The organism is Terriglobus sp. RCC_193 (genome assembly GCF_041355105.1).
Classification (GTDB): Bacteria; Acidobacteriota; Terriglobia; order Terriglobales; family Acidobacteriaceae; genus Terriglobus.
Window position 1 is genome coordinate 1,916,830 of record NZ_JBFUPK010000001.1, and the last position, 19,774, is coordinate 1,936,603.

The 19,774-nt window shown below is 56.5% G+C and carries 18 protein-coding genes; 12 read left to right on the forward strand and 6 right to left on the reverse strand.

Annotation, left to right across the window (positions count from 1 at the left end):
* The first annotated feature begins 110 nt into the window (after nt 1–110).
* Both AB6729_RS08030 and moeB read left to right on the forward strand, forming a co-directional pair.
* A complete protein-coding gene (locus AB6729_RS08030) occupies nt 111–539 on the forward strand; it encodes a Mov34/MPN/PAD-1 family protein (protein ID WP_371081056.1) in 429 nt (142 codons plus the stop codon).
* Nucleotides 540–601: 62 nt separating this feature from the next.
* Nucleotides 602–2,095 carry a molybdopterin-synthase adenylyltransferase MoeB gene (gene moeB, locus AB6729_RS08035; protein ID WP_371081057.1) on the forward strand — a complete coding sequence of 498 codons (1,494 nt, stop codon included), beginning with the start codon at nt 602–604 and terminating at the stop codon, nt 2,093–2,095.
* A 57-nt stretch (nt 2,096–2,152) separates the two neighbouring features.
* Here moeB and AB6729_RS08040 read toward each other — a convergent pair whose 3' ends face one another.
* Together AB6729_RS08040 and AB6729_RS08045 are read right to left on the reverse strand one after the other, a co-directional pair.
* Nucleotides 2,153–2,548, reverse strand: coding sequence for a nuclear transport factor 2 family protein (locus AB6729_RS08040; protein WP_371081058.1), 396 nt, complete (start codon nt 2,546–2,548; stop codon nt 2,153–2,155).
* A 4-nt stretch (nt 2,549–2,552) separates the two neighbouring features.
* Complete coding sequence (locus AB6729_RS08045) at nt 2,553–2,993, reverse strand: nuclear transport factor 2 family protein (protein WP_371081059.1); 441 nt, start codon at nt 2,991–2,993, stop codon at nt 2,553–2,555.
* Nucleotides 2,994–3,371: 378 nt separating this feature from the next.
* On the opposite strand from AB6729_RS08045, the gene AB6729_RS08050 reads away from it, so the two are divergent.
* Complete coding sequence (locus tag AB6729_RS08050) at nt 3,372–3,821, forward strand: sulfur reduction protein DsrE (protein WP_371081060.1); 450 nt, start codon at nt 3,372–3,374, stop codon at nt 3,819–3,821.
* 66 nt (nt 3,822–3,887) lie between these two features.
* Here the strand turns inward: AB6729_RS08050 and AB6729_RS08055 are convergent, their stop codons facing one another.
* The 3 genes from AB6729_RS08055 to AB6729_RS08065 form a co-directional block, all read right to left on the reverse strand.
* On the reverse strand, nt 3,888–4,313 hold the full coding sequence (locus AB6729_RS08055; protein ID WP_371081061.1) for a DNA-binding protein: 426 nt from the start codon (nt 4,311–4,313) through the stop codon (nt 3,888–3,890).
* A gap of 99 nt (nt 4,314–4,412) precedes the next feature.
* Nucleotides 4,413–5,702, reverse strand: coding sequence for an ectonucleotide pyrophosphatase/phosphodiesterase (locus AB6729_RS08060; RefSeq protein WP_371081062.1), 1,290 nt, complete (start codon nt 5,700–5,702; stop codon nt 4,413–4,415).
* Between the two features lie 63 nt (nt 5,703–5,765).
* Nucleotides 5,766–6,104 (reverse strand): L-rhamnose mutarotase, encoded by a 339-nt coding sequence (locus AB6729_RS08065; RefSeq protein WP_371081063.1) that lies wholly within the window; start codon nt 6,102–6,104, stop codon nt 5,766–5,768.
* Between the two features lie 93 nt (nt 6,105–6,197).
* Between AB6729_RS08065 and AB6729_RS08070 the strand changes: the two genes are divergently transcribed.
* The 5 genes from AB6729_RS08070 (at nt 6,198) to AB6729_RS08090 (ending at nt 11,424) form a co-directional block, all read left to right on the forward strand.
* A complete protein-coding gene (locus AB6729_RS08070) occupies nt 6,198–7,052 on the forward strand; it encodes an amidohydrolase (protein WP_371081064.1) in 855 nt (284 codons plus the stop codon).
* Between the two features lie 54 nt (nt 7,053–7,106).
* Complete coding sequence (gene fucP / locus AB6729_RS08075; RefSeq protein ID WP_371081065.1) at nt 7,107–8,438, forward strand: L-fucose:H+ symporter permease; 1,332 nt, start codon at nt 7,107–7,109, stop codon at nt 8,436–8,438.
* Between the two features lie 63 nt (nt 8,439–8,501).
* Entirely contained in the window at nt 8,502–9,815 is a 1,314-nt protein-coding gene (locus AB6729_RS08080) for an enolase C-terminal domain-like protein (protein WP_371081066.1), read from the forward strand.
* A gap of 19 nt (nt 9,816–9,834) precedes the next feature.
* Nucleotides 9,835–10,596 (forward strand): SDR family NAD(P)-dependent oxidoreductase, encoded by a 762-nt coding sequence (locus AB6729_RS08085; RefSeq protein ID WP_371081067.1) that lies wholly within the window; start codon nt 9,835–9,837, stop codon nt 10,594–10,596.
* Nucleotides 10,597–10,623: 27 nt separating this feature from the next.
* Nucleotides 10,624–11,424: an SDR family oxidoreductase gene (locus AB6729_RS08090; protein ID WP_371081068.1), complete on the forward strand. Its 801-nt coding sequence runs from the start codon at nt 10,624–10,626 to the stop codon at nt 11,422–11,424.
* Here the strand turns inward: AB6729_RS08090 and AB6729_RS08095 are convergent.
* Nucleotides 11,418–12,344: a LysR family transcriptional regulator gene (locus AB6729_RS08095; RefSeq protein WP_371081069.1), complete on the reverse strand. Its 927-nt coding sequence runs from the start codon at nt 12,342–12,344 to the stop codon at nt 11,418–11,420. The genes AB6729_RS08090 and AB6729_RS08095 overlap by 7 nt on opposite strands.
* A 182-nt stretch (nt 12,345–12,526) precedes the next feature.
* Here AB6729_RS08095 and katG point away from each other — a divergent pair, with 182 nt between their 5' ends.
* The 4 genes from katG to AB6729_RS08115 all read left to right on the forward strand — a co-directional run bounded on the left by katG (nt 12,527) and on the right by AB6729_RS08115 (nt 19,623).
* Complete coding sequence (katG, locus tag AB6729_RS08100; protein ID WP_371081070.1) at nt 12,527–14,812, forward strand: catalase/peroxidase HPI; 2,286 nt, start codon at nt 12,527–12,529, stop codon at nt 14,810–14,812.
* A gap of 113 nt (nt 14,813–14,925) precedes the next feature.
* Nucleotides 14,926–15,954 (forward strand): LacI family DNA-binding transcriptional regulator, encoded by a 1,029-nt coding sequence (locus AB6729_RS08105; RefSeq protein WP_371081071.1) that lies wholly within the window; start codon nt 14,926–14,928, stop codon nt 15,952–15,954.
* A 79-nt stretch (nt 15,955–16,033) separates the two neighbouring features.
* On the forward strand, nt 16,034–17,332 hold the full coding sequence (locus AB6729_RS08110; RefSeq protein WP_371081072.1) for an MFS transporter: 1,299 nt from the start codon (nt 16,034–16,036) through the stop codon (nt 17,330–17,332).
* Nucleotides 17,329–19,623: an FAD-dependent oxidoreductase gene (locus AB6729_RS08115; RefSeq protein WP_371081073.1), complete on the forward strand. Its 2,295-nt coding sequence runs from the start codon at nt 17,329–17,331 to the stop codon at nt 19,621–19,623. The genes AB6729_RS08110 and AB6729_RS08115 overlap by 4 nt, the downstream gene beginning before the upstream one ends.
* Nucleotides 19,624–19,774: the final 151 nt, after the last annotated feature.

Genomic DNA, 19,774 nt, shown 5'->3' on the forward strand with positions numbered 1-19,774 from the left:
CGCTTCTCCGGTGGCCGATGCATTGTCGGGATTCTTCGCTGCGCTCAGAATGACAAGGCCCAAAAAGCCGCATCCTCCGGGCACGTTGTACGATCAAAAGAGAGATACAGATGTTGAAGCTGAGCCAATCCGACTACGAAGCACTGCGCATGCATGGCGAGGAGACGTATCCGCATGAGTGTTGCGGCATTCTCCTGGGCCACGCGGGCGAGGTGAACCAGGTGGTCGAGATTATGCGTGCAGGCAACACCCGCACCGACTCCGCCCACAACCGCTACCACATTGCGCCGCAGGAACTGATCAAGGCGCAGCGTGAGGGACGGAAGAAGGGGCTGGACATTGTCGGTTTCTATCATTCGCATCCCGATCATCCGGCACAGTGGTCCGTTACGGACTTTGCCGAAGCCCACTGGTTCGGTTGTAGCTACGTCATCACGGCCGTAGCGCAGGGCAAGGCCGAGGTGACGAATGCATTTCTTCTGCGCGGCACCAGCGAAGAGGACAAGCGGTTTGAAGACGAGGAAGTTGTCGTCGGCTAGTTCACTTCACCCGGAACACCCCGCTGCATCTCACAATGTGCAGCAGTCATCCAAAGGAAGTTATGACGATTCTGATTCCAACCCCGCTGCGTGGTTTTACGGACAACAAGTCCACCGTTGATGTAACCGCAGCAAACGTCAAAGAAGCTCTTGCTGCGCTGACAGAAGCGCATCCCGCCATTAAGGGCCACCTGTTCACCGCCGAAGGCAAGCTGCGCTCGTTCGTGAACGTTTATGTAAACGACGACGATATCCGCGATCTGCCCGGCAAGGACGAGACGGCGCTGAACGCTGGCGACGAAATCTCGATCATTCCGTCGATTGCCGGTGGCGCACCCGCCATTGCGGAAGAGGCCATCGCCGAAGAACTGCCGACGCTGACGAACGAAGAAATTGCCCGCTACTCGCGCCACCTGATCCTGCCGGAAGTGGGCATGGACGGCCAGCGCAAGCTGAAAGCAGCGAAGGTGCTCTGCGTTGGCACGGGTGGACTGGGCGCGCCGCTGGCTCTCTATCTTGCAGCAGCAGGCGTGGGCACCATCGGACTTGTTGATTTTGACGTGGTCGATGAGAGCAATCTGCAGCGCCAGATCATCCACTCGCAGTCCACTGTGGGCATGCTGAAGGTGGACAGCGCCGAGCAGATGCTGAAGGGGCTGAACAAGAACGTCAACGTCGTGAAACACAACACGATGCTGACCTCTGCGAATGCCCTGGAAATCTTCAAGGATTACGACGTCATTGCAGACGGCACGGACAACTTCCAGACGCGCTACCTGGTGAACGATGCCTGCGTTCTGACGGGCAAGCCGAATGCCTACGGCTCCATCTTCCGCTTTGAAGGACAGGCTTCTGTCTTTGCCACGGAAGAAGGTCCCTGCTACCGCTGCCTGTACCCCGAACCGCCGCCGCCGGGGCTGGTTCCCTCGTGCGCGGAGGGTGGCGTACTTGGCATTCTGCCGGGTCTTGTGGGTGTGATTCAGGCAACGGAAGTGATCAAGCTGATCCTTGGCATTGGTGAACCACTGATCGGTCGTCTGCTGCTGGTGGACTCGCTGGGCATGACTTTCCGCACGCTGAAGCTGCGTAAGAACCCGAACTGCCCCGCCTGCGGCACGCATGAGATCAAGGAATTGATTGATTACAACCAGTTCTGCGGCATCACTGCTCCCACCGAAGTCGGGCCGCTGGAAGTGGCTTCGCATGGCGTGGTGACCGGACTGGAAGACAAGGACGGCATTCCGCAGATCAGCGTGGAAGAGCTGAAGGCAAAGCGCGAGGAAGGCAAGGCGTTCATCCTGGACGTACGCGAGCCGCATGAGGTGCAGATTGTCTCCATTGGCGCTCAACTGATTCCTGTGGGAGAGCTGGAGCAGCGCATTGGCGAGATTGCTTCGCACAAGAACGATGAAGTGCTCGTGCATTGCAAGAGCGGTGCGCGTTCGCAGAAGGCTTCGCTCATCCTGAAGAACGCCGGTTTCACCAACGTGAAGAACGTTGCGGGCGGCATTCTGGCATGGGCGGATCGCATTGACCCGAGTCTGCCGAAGTACTAATCCGCTTCCATTTCAAGCAAGAAGGGCGTCCTCACGGATGCCCTTCTCTTTTGCTGTTCACGATGAATGCACGAAGGCAGTGGATGGTCCGGAGGACACACCATCCCGTTCCCCTAATTCCATAGAGGCAATCTGCCCATCGCGCATGGCAAAGATGTGGACTACCTGACTCTCCGATAGCAGATCGCCTTGCAGGCTCTTAACAACCTGATGCACGCAAACACGGAAGCTGCCATCCTCCTGTTCCGTTATCGCGAGCGGTTCCACGCAGGGATCAAACTCCTGCCACTGCCGCGTCCAATAGGCACGAATCTCATCCTTGCCGACGACACTGCCACCCTCGGAAGCCTTGGGCCAGCGCACGTCCTCCGTCATCAGATCCAACGCGCTATCAACGTCGCGGCGGTTGAATGCGGCATATGCCTGCCGCAGAACTGCATCCGTCTCCGTCATGAATTCACTTTCCGCCGCACGTCTTTGTACCCGTGTCGGCCACGCTGGCGATCTTCCATGTGCCGTCGACTCGCACCATGTTGAAGAGATCCGTGCCGCAGTGATCCACTTTGCCATCCACAAGGAAATCAAACGGGGCCCAGACGACTGCGAGATCGTTGTCGATGCGAACCAGCGGGTCATGAATCCGTTCTTCGATCTTCGTTGTGCCGGGTTTGCCAACACGCGTTGCAAAGTCCGTAAAGGTCATCTGCGCGGCTTTGCCATCGCGCATCAGGACCATGGTTCCACCGGGTAGTGTCGGGGCCGCAATGGCGGCGGCATCGCGCTTCGCCATGCCGTCAAACATCGCCTGGATGGGCGCCAATACCGCCTGCTCAGCAGACTGCGCGTGTGAGGGAGAGGCCGTCAGGCAGAACAGCGCTGCCGCCGAGGAGATTTGCATTCTATTCCGCATCATGCGGACGATTGTAGCGCCGGTGGTGGCTCGGATTCCTTATCGTTGCAAAGATCGGCTTCCCGGAGCATTCCCAATGGCACAAAGAAATGCAGGTCCTTCGACTTTCACTTCGTTTCGCTCAGGATGACGGCCTTCGGCCGTACGAGCTTTGCTTCAACGCAAGGAAACGCTCTATGCGCATATGAACTTCTTGTGGATACAACCGACGACGGTCTATTCACGTACGAACTCCGCCTGCGTACAGGGATGATCCTGGCGTATGAATCCTGCTAAGGATGCTCCGTACGTGAACTTCAGAATCGCCGTTGGTTCTGGCTTCCGATATGCTGGCAGTGGATTCTCAATGTGAAGGGAAATATCAGCATGACACGCAGACTCGCAGCACTTACCGCTTCCATGCTCCTGATGCCCGCTGCCGTTCTCGCTCAGCAGGCGCCTGCCGCCGCTCCTGTGCCGCCTACGGAAAAGGTGCTGATCCACGTTCACTCCAACGATCCCAAGGTGTGGCAGGCTTCGCTGGATAAGGCGAACAGCATCATGTCCACCGCACCGAAAGGCACCGCCGTGGTGGAGATTCTGGCCACGGGTGACGGTTTGAAGCTTGTGAACAAGGACTTGCAGGGCCAGAGCATTGTCACGGGTTCGCTCGATAAAGATGTCAGCTTCGTGGCCTGCCATGCATCCATGAAGGCCAACCACATGGAGATCAGCCAGCTTCACTCCGGCGTTGGCACAGTACCCTCCGGTGGCCGCGAGAAGGTCATGAAGAAGGCAGAAGGCTGGACCGTGCTGGACGAAACGGAAGCCAAGTAAATTTCCCTATGAATGGAGAAATGCCCGGCTGTTCGCCGGGCATTTTTCATTTAAAACACGAAAGAATTATGCCGCTGATTTGTGAACATGCAGGCCGCGTTTCCTTGCGGAACTCTTGGCCTGTTTTGACAAGGATGCGTGGCTGGCGGCTGACTTCGACTCTTTCTTCAGTGCGGTCAATCTTGCGCGCCCGCGCTTCGTGTGGCCTTCCTCGCCTGTCTGCGGATGCGTTTGACCCTTTTCCGTATCCTGTTCCGCCTTGTGGCGTGTCTCGGCTGAAGTGGTTCCCGCAGAAGGCGGACTTAACGGAATCCCTGCGCGCCGAGCCTTGCTGAGACCAATGGCAATGGCCTGCTTGGTGTTGCGCGCTCCGTGCTTGCCTTCGCGGATGTGATCCACTTCCTCATGAACAAATTCACCCGCAGCGGTGGAAGGCGACTTCCCTTCCTTCAAATCCTCGTTTGCGGCTTGCATTGTGGCTTTTTCCGGCATTACGATACCTCCTCTCCTCGCATACATTGGGATGCGGCATAGAAGCTATCGCGTGCGCTGAAGAAGGATGGCAGCCATGCGACGAAGTGCGTCACACAGCTACTTTTTCAATGCGGGCAACAGCGGCTTCAGCGTTCCGTCATTCGGCGCAGGTTTCAGATCCAGCAGCTTTGCCACGAAGTCGTATATATCCAGGTTACTGAAAGAAGGCAGCTTTACGCCCTTACGAATGTCCGGCCCGGTGGCCAGGAAGAAGGCTTTCATCTGCGGCATACGCGTCACGTCGTAACCGTGATCCGCCAGGTCTTCACGCGGGCTTGTGGCATGGGGATGCGCAATGTAGGGCCCGTTGGGAATCACTACGGGATCGCCGTTGCGCGGGTTGTCGCGCAGGTGCAAATAGGCAGGAGTATCTTTGCGGCGGTAGACCGTGAAACGTGGATCAGGATGTGCGCGGAACTGCTCGTACAGCGATTGTGCTTCTGCATCCGTCTTCGGATAGAAGGACCACTCGACGACCTTTGTATCTTTCAGATCGACGTACTGGTCCCACTGAATCCAGTTGTTATCGTTCAGGATCATGCCGTGGTCCGACACGATGATGAGGTCAATTGGCAAGCCTGTGGCGTTCAGACGCGCACGCAGTTCGCCCATGAGGGCGTCCACAATATGAACGGCTTCATGTTCCTGCATGGAGTCCGGACCGTACCAATGGCCAGCGTGATCGGTAGTGGGCATATAAAACGTGATCAGGTGCGGTCGTTGCGCAGCGGGTAATTTCAACCATACCAGGACCTGCTCGATACCGACGTGGCCGTCCAACTGATCTTCAAATTTCGCATAGTTGTTCGGGCGGTGACCTGCGACCTCCGCCTCAGACCCCGGCCACATGAATGTTGCCGCACGCATGCCCTGTTGCCGCGCCAGCGACCATAGCGGCACCCCACCGTACCATGTACCGTCCGAGCTCGTCTTCGGGTCCTTGTACTGATAGGTCTCATCGCGCACGGGATCGTAAAAGCTGTTACGCACAATGCCGTGGTGCTCCGGCAGCAATCCTGTCACAAGCGTCCAGTGGTTGGGAAACGTCAGCGATGGATAGGAGGGCAACATGCCATTGGGAGCGGTGGCTCCCGCCTTCACAAGATCATCCAGATGCGGTGCGCCGTGCAGCTTCGGGTAGTCGTAACGGAAACCATCGAGCGACACCAGCACCACATAATGCTGCTTCATGGCATGGGCATTGTTCGGTGCACCGCCCGTGTCCACGATAAGATTCGGCATGGGATGGGCCGAACCGTACGCCGGGTGCTTTGCCTGCGCGGCAAGATTCGCGGTGGCCAGAATAAAAGCGGAAGCTGCGACAAGTGTGCGAAAGACGGAAAACATGGGTTATTAGCAGTGTAGCGACAGTGTCGGGTTCAGCCGTTCTCTGTGACGTCTTTGACGGGGCTAGCTCGTTTGCAGATCGAAAATCTTTTCCATGGGAAGCCACTTTGCGCTGGCGTCGGCTCCGGGATCGCTCTGCTGATACTTCGCCATCTCCGACTCCCACCGCATAACCACAGGGTTGGCGCGGTCCATCTCTGCCTTGCGCTCCATGGTGAAATCATCGGTGGTCTCCATGATCATGACCATGCGGTAGCCATCACGGAAGATCTGCATACCGGTCACTCCGGCAGCACGGATGGACTCCAGAATCTCTGGCCACACGGCCGCATGACGCTGCACATACTCTTCCATCAACACGGGATCGGGCCGCATCTTCAACGTCAGACAAAAGCGCTGCATCTGTACCCTCGTCTTTCTTGTACGTCTCAGTGTTTAACATTCTGCGGGCCTGCGGGACAATCGGCCTACTGAATTGCTATCCTCATCCTCCGCATGACGGAGACCGACTACTCGCAGCGAATTGATAGCCACCACCACCTCTGGCACTACACGCCAGAGGAATACGGCTGGATTGGCGATGACATGGCGCCACTGCGCCGCGATTTTCTGTTGGATGATCTGCGACGAGAGCTGGCTGATACGGGCGTGGATGGCACCGTTGCTGTGCAGGCACGACAGACCTTGGAAGAGACACAGTGGCTGCTGGAACTTGCAGAGGGTGATAACTCGCCTGTTCGCGGTGTTGTGGGATGGCTTCCCATTGCGAGCACTCGCTTCCCCGCTGTCCTGGAGTCCTTTCGTGACTCTAAACACTTATGCGGATTGCGACACATTGTGCAGGCGGAACGTCCGGGATTTCTGGATGGCGATGCCTTCAACCAGGGCATCGCTCATCTGCGGGACACGGGGCTGGTCTATGACATCCTCATCTACGCACGCCAACTGGAAGAAGCCACGCGTTTCGTAGACCGTCATCCGGCGCAGTCGTTTGTGCTGGATCATATCGCCAAGCCGGATATCCGCAATCATGGTTTTGCCGCATGGGCAAAGGCTTTTCGCGAACTTGCGCGACGTGACAACGTTTCCTGCAAACTCTCCGGCATGGTTACAGAAACCGACTGGAACCATTGGTCGTCTGCGGAACTGCATCCTTATTTCGAAACTGCGGTGGAAGCATTCAGCCCGAATCGACTCATGATGGGTACGGACTGGCCTGTGCTTACCGTTGGCTGCACCTATTCCGGTTGGTGGAAGACGGTAGAAGATTGGATCGCTGCTCTGAGTTCGCAGGAGCGCAACATGATTCTGGGCGGAACTGCTACACGCGTTTACGAATTACGATCTTGAACGCCCTCGTAAGAACAAATATGTTGCACCTTTGATCATTTCCAGGGAGAAACCATGGCATTTGCAAGTCAGCTTCCCGAATCCCGGCAGGATAACTCCGGCGCACCGCTGCTGCCGGCGGGTGTTTTGCGTACGTTCCTGCTGGTAGCGTTTGTCTTTCTGCTGTGGGGCATTCCCAACAACCTGAATGATGTTCTGATTCGCCAGTTCATGAAGAGTTTTGAACTGAATCGGTTTCAGGCTGGGCTGGTGCAGTTTGCGTTCTATCTGGGTTACTTCCTGCTTGCACTGCCTGCCGGGATGCTCATGCGCCGCAAGGGTTACAAGGCTGGTTTTCTAACGGGACTTTGTCTATTCGCTGCTGGATGTCTCAGCTTTCCTTTCGCCGCAAACTCCGGGCAATACAGTTATTTTCTTGCTGCGTTGTTCGTGATTGCGATGGGGCTTTCGTTCCTGGAAACAGCAGCGAATCCGTTCATGGTGCAACTGGGGCCAACAGCAACATCGGAACGGCGATTGAACATTGCACAGACGTGCAATTCGCTTGGCTCTATTCTTGGTGTGGTCGCAGGCAATCTGTTCATCTTTTCAGGCGTGGAGCTGACTCCACAACAACGCGCCGCCATGCAGGCGGCGGGTACGTATGCGGAGTATCTGCACAAGGAAACGCTGCGCATTGCCGCGCCTTATGTTGTGCTCGGCATATTTGCACTGGTGTGGGCAGTGTTAATCGCGATCAACAAATTTCCCGCGTTCATTACGCAGCGCGAACACACCGCGGAGGTAGCCGGAAAGCCTTCTGAGCTGCTGCGGGAAAAACATTTCCTGTTTTCGCTGCTGGCGCAGTTTATGTATGTCGGCGCGCAGGTTGGATCGTGGAGCTATGTCATCCAATATGCGCATGACTATGTTCACGCTGCCGAACGCACCGCAGGATGGATGCTGACGGGAACCTTAATTGCTTTCGCGCTGGGACGCGTTCTGTCGTCGTACCTGATGCGCAGTATTCTTCCCAGCCGCTTGATGGCGATCTATGCCGGTTGCAACATCGCACTTTTGATTACCGCAATTTTCGTTCCGGGTTGGGCAGGTTTGGCTGCCGTGCTGGCTACCAGTTTCTTCATGTCGCTGATGTTCCCCACCATCTTCAGTCTTGGATTAAAGGACCTTGGCCCCAACACGAACGTTGCCGCATCGCTGTTGGTGATGATGATTGTGGGCGGTGCCGTGATGCCGCCCATCATGGGTTTACTTGCAGAACATCTGCATTCCACGGCGCTCAGCTACCTGGTTCCACTTGCGGGCTACGTTGTCGTGCTTGCCTTTGCACTTTTTATGACTCGTTACCATCGCCACCGTGAAGCCCTCTCCACCTTTGAGGTGTGAGCTGCTTCACGGTGCGTGTTGCATATACTTTCAATCAAAGCTTCCGCCGGAGAGAACTCAGCAATGGCCGCATCACCCAGGATTACACGTTGTCGCACAGTGGATCTGCGATTCCCCACGTCACGTTTCAGCATCGGGTCCGATGCCGTCAACAAAGACCCCGATTACTCCGCCGCCTACTGCGTTTTGGAGACAGACAGTGGCGTGGAAGGCCATGGCCTTACCTTCACGCTGGGACGTGGAACTGAACTCTGTGTGATGGCGATTGAGTTTCTTTCGCGCTTTGTCGTAGGACGCACGTTGGAAGAAATCACAAGCAACATGGGAGCCTTCGCGCGCGAACTGACTGGCGACACACAGTTCCGCTGGCTGGGGCCCGAAAAAGGCGTTATCCATCTGGCTGCTGCCGCGCTGGTGAATGCGGTGTGGGACCTGTGGGCTCGCGTGGAGAACAAGCCGGTGTGGCTTCTGCTGGCGGAGATGACGCCGGAACAGATTGTGCAGTGCATTGACTTCCGCTACATCGACGATGCGCTGTCGCCCGAGGAAGCGCTCGCCATTCTTCATCGCAACGAATCGACACGTGCGGAACGTATCGCTTTCCTTCGCGAAAAGGGCCTGCCTGCTTACACGACCAGTGTCGGCTGGTTTGGCTTTAGCGATGAGAAGATTCGCAGGCTATGCAAGGAAGCGCTTGCCGAAGGATGGACACACTTCAAGCTGAAGGTGGGTGGCGACCCTGCGGATGATCTTCGCCGCGGCCTGCTGGTGCGTGAAGAAATTGGCTGGGACAACAAGCTGATGGTAGACGCCAACCAGAAGTGGGGCGTGCCGGAAGCCATTGACCGCACCACTGCGCTAAAGCCGCTGCAGCCGTGGTGGATGGAAGAGCCGACCAGTCCCGATGACATCCTGGGCCATGCTCGCATTCGCCGCGAGACAGGCGTCCGCATTGCCACCGGCGAACACTGCCACAGCAAGGTGATGTTCAAGCAACTGATGCAGGCTGGGTCTATTGATGTGTGCCAGATTGATAGCTGTCGTGTGGCGGGTGTGAATGAGAACCTGGCGATCATCCTGATGGCAGCGAAGTTTGACATCCCGGTGTGTCCGCATGCCGGTGGCGTTGGCCTTTGCGAATACGTGCAGCATCTGGCCGCGTTTGACTACATCTGCGCATCTGCGTCGCTGCAGGATCGGGTGGTGGAATTTGTCGACCATCTGCATGAGCACTTCGTTGTTCCGACACGCATCGAACGTGGCCGCTACATGCTTCCGGAAGAGGCGGGATACAGCATCGAGATTCGCAAGGAATCGCTGCAGGAATATGCCTTCCCTCAGGGAACGTATTGGGCTTCTGCCTCCACCACCGCCTAAGACGCAAGGAGAGAGATACATGACATTGCAGGGAAAGCGTGCGCTGGTTACAGGCGCAGCAAGCGGCATCGGCAGGGCAATTGCGGAGACACTTGCATCGGCAGGTGCAGAGGTCATCCTGCTGGACTTGAATCACGATGCAGTCACAGCGACCTCCGACAGCATTACGAAAGAGACAAAGGCAACATGCCACGCAATTGCATGTGATGTTTCCGATGATGCGAGCGTCACCGCTGCGTTCGCACAGGCAGGCGCGCTGGATATCGTGGTGAACAGTGCAGGCATTGCCCACATTGGTACGGTTGTCGATACATCATCAGACGATTTTGATCGTCTGTTTCGTGTGAATGTGCGCGGCACTTATCTGTGCATACAGGCTGCTGTTCGCAACATGGAACCGCGCCGCACAGGCGTCATACTGAACATGGCATCTATTGCCGCAACTTCCGGCATCAAGGATCGCTTTGCGTATTCCATGACGAAGGGTGCTGTGCTTTCCATGACGCTTTCTGCCGCGAAGGATTGCCTGTCACTTGGATTGCGCATCAACTGCATTTCACCGGCACGTGTGCACACACCGTTTGTCGATGGCTTTGTGGCAAAGAACTATCCCGGCCGCGAAGAGGAGATGATGAAGACACTCTCCGCGGCACAACCTATTGGCCGCATGGGAACGCCAGCAGAGATTGCGCAACTCGCTCTGTTTCTCTGCTCGGATGCATCCAGCTTCATCACCGGAACCGATGTTCTGATTGACGGCGGTTTCACGAACCTGCGATAGATAACGGAAGTACTACGAGTACACGCAATGGACCTTGGACTGAAAGATCACGTCATTCTTGTCACGGGCGGCGCCAGCGGCATTGGCCAGGCCATTACACGCACGTGCCTTGCTGAAGGTGCGCGCGTGCTTGTACTCAGCCGCATCTCTGAAGGCGTGGAAGAGTTCATGCAGGAGATGAAGGAACGCCATCTTCCCTGCGAACTTCGCATGACCGAGCTGGATGATCCAGAACACTGTCGCGGCGCGGTGAACTATTTGCGAGAACGCTATGGGCGTTTGGATGCGTTGGTAAACAATGCAGGTTTCAATGATGGCGTGGGATTAGAGCACGGCTCGATTGACGGTTTCCAACGCAGTTTGTCGTTGAACCTGCTGCACTGTTATGCGCTTGCTCACCATGCTGTACCGCTGTTGAAGGCAAGCCGTGGTTCCATTCTGAATGTCGCAAGCAAAGTGGCTTTGACTGGACAAGGTGGTACTTCAGGCTACGCCGCATCGAAGGGCGCGTTGCTGGCGTTGACACGTGAGTGGGCAGCGGAACTGCTTCCCTTCAGCGTGCGTGTGAACTGCATCATTCCGGCGGAAGTCATGACGCCGCAATATACGAAGTGGTTGCGCACACTTGCCGATCCCGATGGAACCATAGCGCACATTGCAGCACAGGTTCCGCTGGAACACCGCATGACACGCGTGGAAGAGATCGCATCGACTGCGGTTTTTCTGCTATCACCAACGCAGTCCAGCCACACCACGGGACAACATATTCACGTGGATGGCGGCTATGTGCATCTGGACAGAATGCTCACGGTGAAGGCGCTTCACTGAGAAATAACAGCTGGTAGCAAGTCGGTTTTTGCGGCCTTCTTCCCTTGCGATGATTGTCTTGCCATGCCGGAGAGAAATGCCCGCTGCACATGGCTGAAGCTGCGCCCACGCAACACCGCAGCCACGATGGTGCGAGAGGCTCGCGGATCCATGATCCTGGCGTAGTGACACGCAGCACCTGTATCGACAGCCATCTCCGGCACGATGGATACGCCTATGCCTGCTGCAACCATGCCCAGCAGGCTGCTGAACTGGCCACTTTCAAATGCAATGTTTGGCGTGATTCGTGCATGTGTGCAGGCGGCGATAGTCAGATCGCGGAAACAGTGTCCGTCACGCAGCATGACAAACGACTCACCGCGAAGTTCTTTCATGATGAGCCCCTTTTTCCGCGCAAGGGGATGTGTCTTCGGCAGCGCAGCAAAGAGCGGCTCGGTATGGAGCGTGAATGTCTCCAGGTCCTTATGGCGCAGCGGTAGCGCGAGGATCGCAATATCAATCGAGAGATCACGCAATCCATCAATCAATACGGGTGTCGTTTCTTCTACGATACGCAGCTTTGCTGCAGGAAACTTTCGCGTGAAGTTTGCCGTGTATCCCGGCATTCGATACGGAGCAATGGTGGGAATAACGCCGACCGTAATCCTGCCCTGCGTATCTGCGGACGTCTCCGCAACACTATTACGTGCTGCGTCCAATTGCGACAGGATTGTCCGTGCATGCGGTAGAAATGCTTGCCCCGCTTCGGTCAGCCGCACGCGACGGCCAAGTCGATCGAATAGTCTGGCCCCCAGGTCTTCTTCCAACTTCTGAATCTGCTGCGAGAGGGATGGTTGCGCAATATGGCACGTCTCCGCAGCGCGGCTGAAACTGCCTGTTTCGGCAACCGCACAGGCGTATCGAAGCTGCTGAATTTCCATAGTTTTATTCTATGCCTCGCATGGCAATTATATATTTCCCCTATCTATCGGCACGGTGCTACATTCAAGTTCGCCAAGCGGTGTGAGTCTCCGCCGTTACAGACAATTCACGATGCCGTGCGATGGTGCAGCCAGCCCCTTGCAAGGCATGCAATTTTCAAAGGTAAGAAGAGGAGAAACATATGTCCAGCGAATCGAAGTGCCCGTTTCATCAGCCAGGCGCAGGCGCCCCCAGCCATCATGCCGCAGGTGAAGGCACATCCAATCAGGATTGGTGGCCCAACGCGCTGAAGCTCGGCATCCTCTATCAACACTCGGACCTGTCCAACCCCATGGGCACGGATTTCAATTACAAAGATGCTTTCAACAGCCTCGACCTGGAAGCCGTAAAGCAAGACCTGCGCGCGGTCATGACCACATCGCAGGACTGGTGGCCTGCCGATTTCGGCCACTATGGCCCGCTGTTTATCCGCATGGCTTGGCACAGTGCTGGAACCTATCGCATGGGCGATGGGCGTGGCGGAGCCGGACAGGGTCTGCAGCGTTTTGCTCCGCTGAACAGCTGGCCGGACAACGTGAGCCTGGACAAGGCACGCCGCCTTCTTTGGCCGGTGAAGCAGAAGTATGGCAACAAACTTTCGTGGGCAGACCTGCTCATTCTTACCGGCAACGTTGCATTGGAGTCGATGGGCTTTAAGACCTTTGGCTTTGCCGGCGGACGTGAAGATGTTTGGGAGCCTGCGCAGGATGTTTACTGGGGCACCGAAACCACGTGGTTGGGTGGCGATCATCGCTATGCCAAGGGCGGCACCGCGACGCTGCCTGCGGATGCACCCATTCACGAGACTGAGACAGGCCGCACGGCCGAGGGAACGAACCAGCGCCTGCTGGAAAATCCGCTAGCGGCCGTGCAGATGGGCCTGATCTACGTGAACCCGGAAGGCCCGGATGGAAACCCGGACCCGATCGCCTCTGCACATGACATCCGCGAAACCTTTGGCCGTATGCACATGAACGATGAGGAAACCGTTGCTCTGATTGCCGGTGGACACACCTTCGGCAAAACGCATGGCGCAGGACCGGCAGACAACGTTGGCCCGGAACCAGAGGCTGCTCCGCTGGAAATGCAGGGCCTTGGCTGGCACAACAAGTTTGGCTCCGGCAAGGGTGCAGACGCTATCACCAGTGGACTGGAAGTGACCTGGACCACCAAACCGACGCAGTGGAGCAATGACTTCTTCACGCACCTGTTTGAGTATGAGTGGGAGCTTACAAAGAGTCCCGCAGGCGCACACCAGTGGAAGCCCAAGAACAATGGCGGCGCAGGTACGGTGCCACATGCGCATGATGCATCGAAGAAGATTGAGCCGCGGATGCTGACGTCAGACCTGGCACTGCGTTTGGACCCCATCTACGAGAAAATTTCGCGCGATTACTACGCGAACCCTGACAAGTTTGCGGATGCGTTTGCACGTGCATGGTTCAAGCTGACGCATCGCGACATGGGTCCGAAGTCGCGCTACCTTGGACCGGAAGTGCCTGCAGAAGAATTGCTTTGGCAAGATCCGATTCCCGCTCTGGATCACAAAACCGTGGACGAGAACGACATTGCCGAGATTAAGAAGGCGATTGCCGCTTCGGGTCTCACAATTCCAGAACTGGTATACACCGCGTGGTCATCCGCTTCGTCCTTCCGTGGTTCCGATAAGCGAGGCGGCGCAAACGGCGCACGCATTCGCCTGGAACCGCAGAAGAACTGGGAAGTAAATCAACCTGCACAACTCGCCAAGGTGCTTGGTGTGCTGGAAGGTATCCAGAAAGACTTCAACGGCAAACTGACAGACGGCAAAAAGATTTCGCTTGCCGACCTGATCATTCTTGCCGGAAGCGTGGGCGTGGAAAAAGGTGCGAAGAACGCAGGTTTCGACATCACCGTTCCCTTTGCTCCTGGCCGCATGGATACCACGCAGGAAAAGACGGATGTAGAGGCTTTCCGCGTGCTGGAGCCTGTTGCCGATGGTTTCCGCAACTACGTGAAGGGCAAGTACAGCATTCCTTCTGAGGCTCTGTTCCTGGATAAGACGCAGTTGCTGACTCTGACGGCTCCAGAGATGACGGTGCTTGTTGGAGGCATGCGTGCGTTGAATGCGAACTATGGCGGCACAAAGCATGGTGTGTTCACATCACGAACCGAATCGTTGACAAACGACTTCTTTGTAAATCTGTTGGATATGAACAACGAGTGGAAATCAGCATCGAACGATGGCGAATTGTTTGAGATTCGTGATCGTAAGACCGGCCAGCCAAAGTGGACTGCGACACGCGCAGATCTAATCTTCGGTTCCAACTCGCAGCTTCGCGCGTTGGCAGAGCTATACGGTTCCTCCGACGCGCAGGAGAAGTTCGTGAAGGACTTCGTCGCGGCCTGGACCAAAGTGATGAACCTGGACCGCTTCGACCTTGCATAAAACAAGTCTGACAACGTAACAACGCGAACGCCCGATACTCCGCCAGTTGCTTAGGTTGAGGATCGGGCGTTTGTCTTGTTCATTGCGTCTGTGAGTACGATAGGATTGCCTCAATGGCAGCTTCCCGGCTAAGTGATATCGCCAAACGCGCTGGTGTATCCATCGCAGCAGTCTCCATTGCGCTGAACGACCGCAATACCACGCGTGTAAGTGCCGCCAAACGAGACCTGATTTACAAAATTGCAGAGGAACTTTCCTATTCTCCAAATGAATTGGCAAAGGCCCTGGCTGAAAAACGCAGCCGCCTGCTGGGGCTTGTGGTTCCCATGCGCGACCCCATCTTCTTTAATCAATTCATTGCGCAGGCACTTTCCGGGATTCAATCCACGCTGATGCGGCGCGGCTATAACCTGCTGATCTTTTCGCCCTCAGGGCGGCCCGGTCGTACCACGCGTGACCAGATACTGGAAAGCCGTTTTACCGATGGCTTGCTGTTCATCAACACACGTTCCTGCTCTGCGCGCGATATCAACGAAACCATCCATGAACTGAACGAAGCGAAGATTCGCTTTGCCATGATGAACAGTTATTATGGCCGCGCACCAGTCAACTACGTGGGTGTGGACGATGCTGCGATTGGTGAAGCTGCTATTCGCTACCTGGTACAGCGGGGTCACAAACGCATCGCATTCCTGAGCGGCGAAAGCACGCTGCCGACGCACATCCATCTGCTGCAGGGATTGCGCAGGGCCATGATGGATTTCGGTTTGGAGCTAAAGCCGGAACACATTGGCTGCACGCATTATGACCAGACACAGGCGTTCAGCATTATGGACAGTTGGTTCGCCCGCAAGAAGGACCGCCCGACTGCCATCTTTGCCGCAGACGATACGCTACTGGTACACGTGTACGACTACATAGAGGCTCGCCGTCTGTCCGCACCCGGCGATGTAGCCATTCTCGCTCGTGCCAACTCCGCAAATGCGGGTGGCTTACGACCACGTCCCACCGCGTTTTTCATTCCCGTCTTCGAAATGGGTCAGCTTGCAGCAGATATGGTCATTGACGCCATTGAAAAGCCCGAGCGTCCGTCGCAGCGTGTCCTGCTGCCCTTCACCTTTTCCGCCGGAAACACCACCTAGCCAAAAACTCGCGAGAAAAGTGTTTGACACAAGAGGAAACGGCTTGTTAGGTTAATTTACGTTAAACGATTAACTTAATATGAACTCGCAAACCTCGGCCGATCCGGTTGTATCCATCCCACCGCCTGACACAGGCGCGGAACCAGATGGAAACGCCGATGAGACGACGTTGCACGCTGCACACGCCAGCCCACGGCGATGGCTTTATGCCGGACTGCTGCTGCTGGCTTCTGTGGTGAATTACATCGACCGGCAAACGCTGTCTGTGCTTGCGGTGACGATGCAACGCGATCTGCATCTGACTGACGTGGATTACAGCCATGTGGTGCAGGCGTTTCTGCTGGCCTACATGGTGATGTATACGCTTTCCGGACGACTGGTGGACCGCTTTGGTGCGCGCTGGACACAAGGGGCGTTTCTGCTGGTCTGGTCCATTGCCGACGCGTGTACCGGATTGGCGCGGGGTCTTTTTTCGCTGGCCACAAGCCGCTTCGCGCTGGGCGCGGCGGAGCCGGGCAATTACACCGCTTCTCTGCGCGCCTCCGGCGACTGGTTCAACGAACGTGAACGCTCCATTGCAGTCGGTATTTACAGCATGGGCGGAACATTAGGGGCAGCCATTGCTGTGCCAATCGCGGCAGGCCTCGCAACGGTCTTCGGATGGCGCTCCGCATTCTTCTTCACTGGCGCCATTGGCACGTTGCTGGCAGTGGTGTGGGTGCTGCTGTATCGCGATCCCGGAGTGCAGCACGAACGCGCCGCATCTGTGCCATGGCGCATGGTATTGCGTCAGCCCCATATCGCGGTGCTTTTGATCACACGTACGATGACGGACAGCGTCTGGTACTTCTTCCTGTTCTGGTCCGTGAAGTACATGCAGGATGCGCATGGCCTCACGCTGAAAACCGTTGGCACCACTCTGTGGGTTCTTTACGTGGCAGCCGACGCAGGCTCGTTACTTGGCGGATTTCTATCAGGAAGACTCGTGCCGCGTTTGGGTGTATTGCGTGCTCGCTTCGCGGTCATGCTGCCGGTGGCAGCAGGCATGTTCGCGCTTTGCACGGTGCCGCATCTGCGTAGCACGACCTCCGCGATCGCAGTCCTAAGTGCGCTGGCGCTGTGCCACATGGCGTGGATGACCAATGCCACCGTGATGACGCTGGATTTATTCCCGCGTTCCATGGCAACGACCGTGCAAGGCATGATTGGCTCCGCAAGTGCGGCCGGTGGATTGATCACAGCGGCGGCCATTGGTTCCAGCATTCAGGCGCATGGATACGCGCCTGTTTTTTATGGGTTGTGCATGCTGCATCCTCTTGCTGCGTTGCTGTTGTGGTGGCGCATTGGATCGCGTGCAGTTGCAGGAGGACAGGGATGAAGCAGCAGACGGAACAATACGATGTGGTGGTGTGTGGTGGCGGCCTGGCGGGCGTGTGTGCGGCCATTGCTGCAGCACGTGGAGGCGCAGCAACGTGTCTGGTGCAGGACAGACCGGTGCTCGGCGGCAACAGTTCGTCTGAGGTCCGCGTTACACCGCATGGCGCGGCTGCATTTCATGCCTATGCCCGTGAAACGGGTATTCTCTCGGAACTCCTGATTGAAGAACGAGCACAGAATCACGAAGAGATTTTCGAGAATGGCTGGACCAACTCCGTATGGGACATGGTGCAGTACGACCTGGTGCAGCGCACAGACAATCTGACGCTGCACTTGAACACCGCGGTTCTGAGTGTTGAGATGGACGGTCGCACGCTAAAGGCCGTGCGATGCCGCATTGGCAATGCGGAGGTAGACCTCACGCTTCACGCAAAGGTCTTCATCGATTGCACAGGCGATGGCATGGTCGCGGCAGAGGCGGGTTGCGAGTGGCGCATGGGCAGCGAAGGGAAAGCGGAGTTTAACGAACCGCACGCGCCTGCCGTGGCCAATGGCGACATCATGGGTAACTCCATCCACTTTCGCGCACGCAATATGGGGCGACCTGTTCCATTCAAGTGTCCCGAATGGGCGATGCATTATGACGACGCACGCTTCTTCTACGACCAGGGACGTCTTCCCAAAGAGATTCGCGGCGGCTATTGGTGGATTGAGATCGGAGTGCCATATGACACGATCCACCAGGCGGAAGAAATTCGTCATGAACTGACGCGCCACACGCTGGGTGTGTGGGACTGGATCAAGAACCGCGATCCGAAGACGATGAAACTGGCGGAGAACTGGGCACTGGACTGGATTGGGCAGGTACCTGGCAAACGTGAAAGCCGCCGCATCATGGGCCTCTATCTGATGAACGAATGGGACGCGATCCGCTGTACCGTTCACGATGATGAGATCGCCTTCGGTGGGTGGTTCATTGATATCCATACGCCAGGTGGATTACTGGCGCCCACCAGCGAACCAGCCAGCGCGGAAGGCTATTCCGAGACAAGCGAGTATGCCGCACGCTCTTATGCAGGTCCTTACGGCATTCCCTTGCGCTGCCTTGTATCGAAAGATGTTGACAACCTGATGATGGCGGGCCGCAACGTCAGCGCTACGCATTGTGCGCTGGCAACTGTGCGCGTGATGGCCACAACAGCGTTGACGGGACAGGCAGCAGGTGTAACAGCTGCGTTGGCAACGCGGCAGAAGACCTCACCAGCACATATCGCTACGGTTGAATACAAGCGCGTGCAACAACAACTGCTGCGCGATGGCTGCTTCCTGCCAAATATCCGCAATGAAGATGCGAACGACTTGGCTCAAAGCGCCAACGTGTCTGCGTCCAGTGAAGCAAGCTTCATGGGCGTTGGCCCGGAGAGCGTCGGTGCACACGAAGGGCTCGCCTTCTGGCGCGATCAGGCTGTACCGCTGCGGGAAGAGCTGCTGCAACGACGTGGACAGTGGCTGGCACTGGGGGGAGACAGGTTGGAAACACTTCGTTTCTGTCTCTCCAATGTGAGCGACCAGCCGCAGTCACTTTTAATAAGGCTCATGCAGGTGCAGCACATCTGGGACTATCGCGTGGACGATGCCATGGAGATTAGTGCTGGTGAAATCAGCGTACCCCCAGGGGCCAAGCAATGGATTGCGTGGCAGATTCCAGCTACTGTCGAGCTTCCGAAAGCCGGTTACATCCGTGTCGATCTGTTGCCGAATCCCCAAGTGCAATGGCATGTTGCCGGTGCCGTGGAACCCGGCCATGTGTCTGCATTTGAGATGTCGCCAGGCAAGATGCGCCGTTATTCAAGCGGTGTCACGCTATCGATGCAGGTGGAGCCGCCACAGACGTCGTACGCTGCTGCGAATGTTTTGAGCGGTGTGACGCGTCCTCATGCCACCACGAACTTGTGGCGGTCTGATCCACAACAATCGCTGCCACAGTGGCTGGAACTGACCTGGGCAGCACCGCAAGACGTTTCGGAAATCATCCTGATTTTCCCCGGCCATCTGCTCCGCGAATACCACGCCTATGCGCCGATGTATCGTGACCCGCAGTGCGTTCGCGACTATGACATACAGATTCACGACGACACAGAGTGGCGCACCGTAGCTCAAGTGCGCGGTAACTATCAACGACGGAATGTCGTTCCATTCGCAGAACCGGTTCACACGGATCGGATACGCGTTGTGGTGCGGGCTACACATGGCGATCCGTCTGCAGCCATCTACGAAGTTCGCCTGTACTGACAGCTCTTTAGACCCTGTACATGGGTCTTTTCCGGGAAAACGAATTTAGCCCGAGAAAAGCTCTTGACAATGCATTCACAGTTTTTCTAATCTCGCCGCCGTTAAGTTAATCGGTTAACCATGTCACTTCAAATTTCCTGGATTACATCTC

Coding starts and splice junctions, on each gene's coding strand:
- AB6729_RS08030 (WP_371081056.1), top strand. CDS start 111: ATGTTGAAGCTGAGCCAATCCGACTACGAAGCACTGCGCATGCATGGC.
- moeB (WP_371081057.1), top strand. CDS start 602: ATGACGATTCTGATTCCAACCCCGCTGCGTGGTTTTACGGACAACAAG.
- AB6729_RS08040 (WP_371081058.1), bottom strand. CDS start 2,548: ATGACGGAGACGGATGCAGTTCTGCGGCAGGCATATGCCGCATTCAAC.
- AB6729_RS08045 (WP_371081059.1), bottom strand. CDS start 2,993: ATGCAAATCTCCTCGGCGGCAGCGCTGTTCTGCCTGACGGCCTCTCCC.
- AB6729_RS08050 (WP_371081060.1), top strand. CDS start 3,372: ATGACACGCAGACTCGCAGCACTTACCGCTTCCATGCTCCTGATGCCC.
- AB6729_RS08055 (WP_371081061.1), bottom strand. CDS start 4,313: ATGCCGGAAAAAGCCACAATGCAAGCCGCAAACGAGGATTTGAAGGAA.
- AB6729_RS08060 (WP_371081062.1), bottom strand. CDS start 5,702: ATGTTTTCCGTCTTTCGCACACTTGTCGCAGCTTCCGCTTTTATTCTG.
- AB6729_RS08065 (WP_371081063.1), bottom strand. CDS start 6,104: ATGCAGCGCTTTTGTCTGACGTTGAAGATGCGGCCCGATCCCGTGTTG.
- AB6729_RS08070 (WP_371081064.1), top strand. CDS start 6,198: ATGACGGAGACCGACTACTCGCAGCGAATTGATAGCCACCACCACCTC.
- fucP (WP_371081065.1), top strand. CDS start 7,107: ATGGCATTTGCAAGTCAGCTTCCCGAATCCCGGCAGGATAACTCCGGC.
- AB6729_RS08080 (WP_371081066.1), top strand. CDS start 8,502: ATGGCCGCATCACCCAGGATTACACGTTGTCGCACAGTGGATCTGCGA.
- AB6729_RS08085 (WP_371081067.1), top strand. CDS start 9,835: ATGACATTGCAGGGAAAGCGTGCGCTGGTTACAGGCGCAGCAAGCGGC.
- AB6729_RS08090 (WP_371081068.1), top strand. CDS start 10,624: ATGGACCTTGGACTGAAAGATCACGTCATTCTTGTCACGGGCGGCGCC.
- AB6729_RS08095 (WP_371081069.1), bottom strand. CDS start 12,344: ATGGAAATTCAGCAGCTTCGATACGCCTGTGCGGTTGCCGAAACAGGC.
- katG (WP_371081070.1), top strand. CDS start 12,527: ATGTCCAGCGAATCGAAGTGCCCGTTTCATCAGCCAGGCGCAGGCGCC.
- AB6729_RS08105 (WP_371081071.1), top strand. CDS start 14,926: ATGGCAGCTTCCCGGCTAAGTGATATCGCCAAACGCGCTGGTGTATCC.
- AB6729_RS08110 (WP_371081072.1), top strand. CDS start 16,034: ATGAACTCGCAAACCTCGGCCGATCCGGTTGTATCCATCCCACCGCCT.
- AB6729_RS08115 (WP_371081073.1), top strand. CDS start 17,329: ATGAAGCAGCAGACGGAACAATACGATGTGGTGGTGTGTGGTGGCGGC.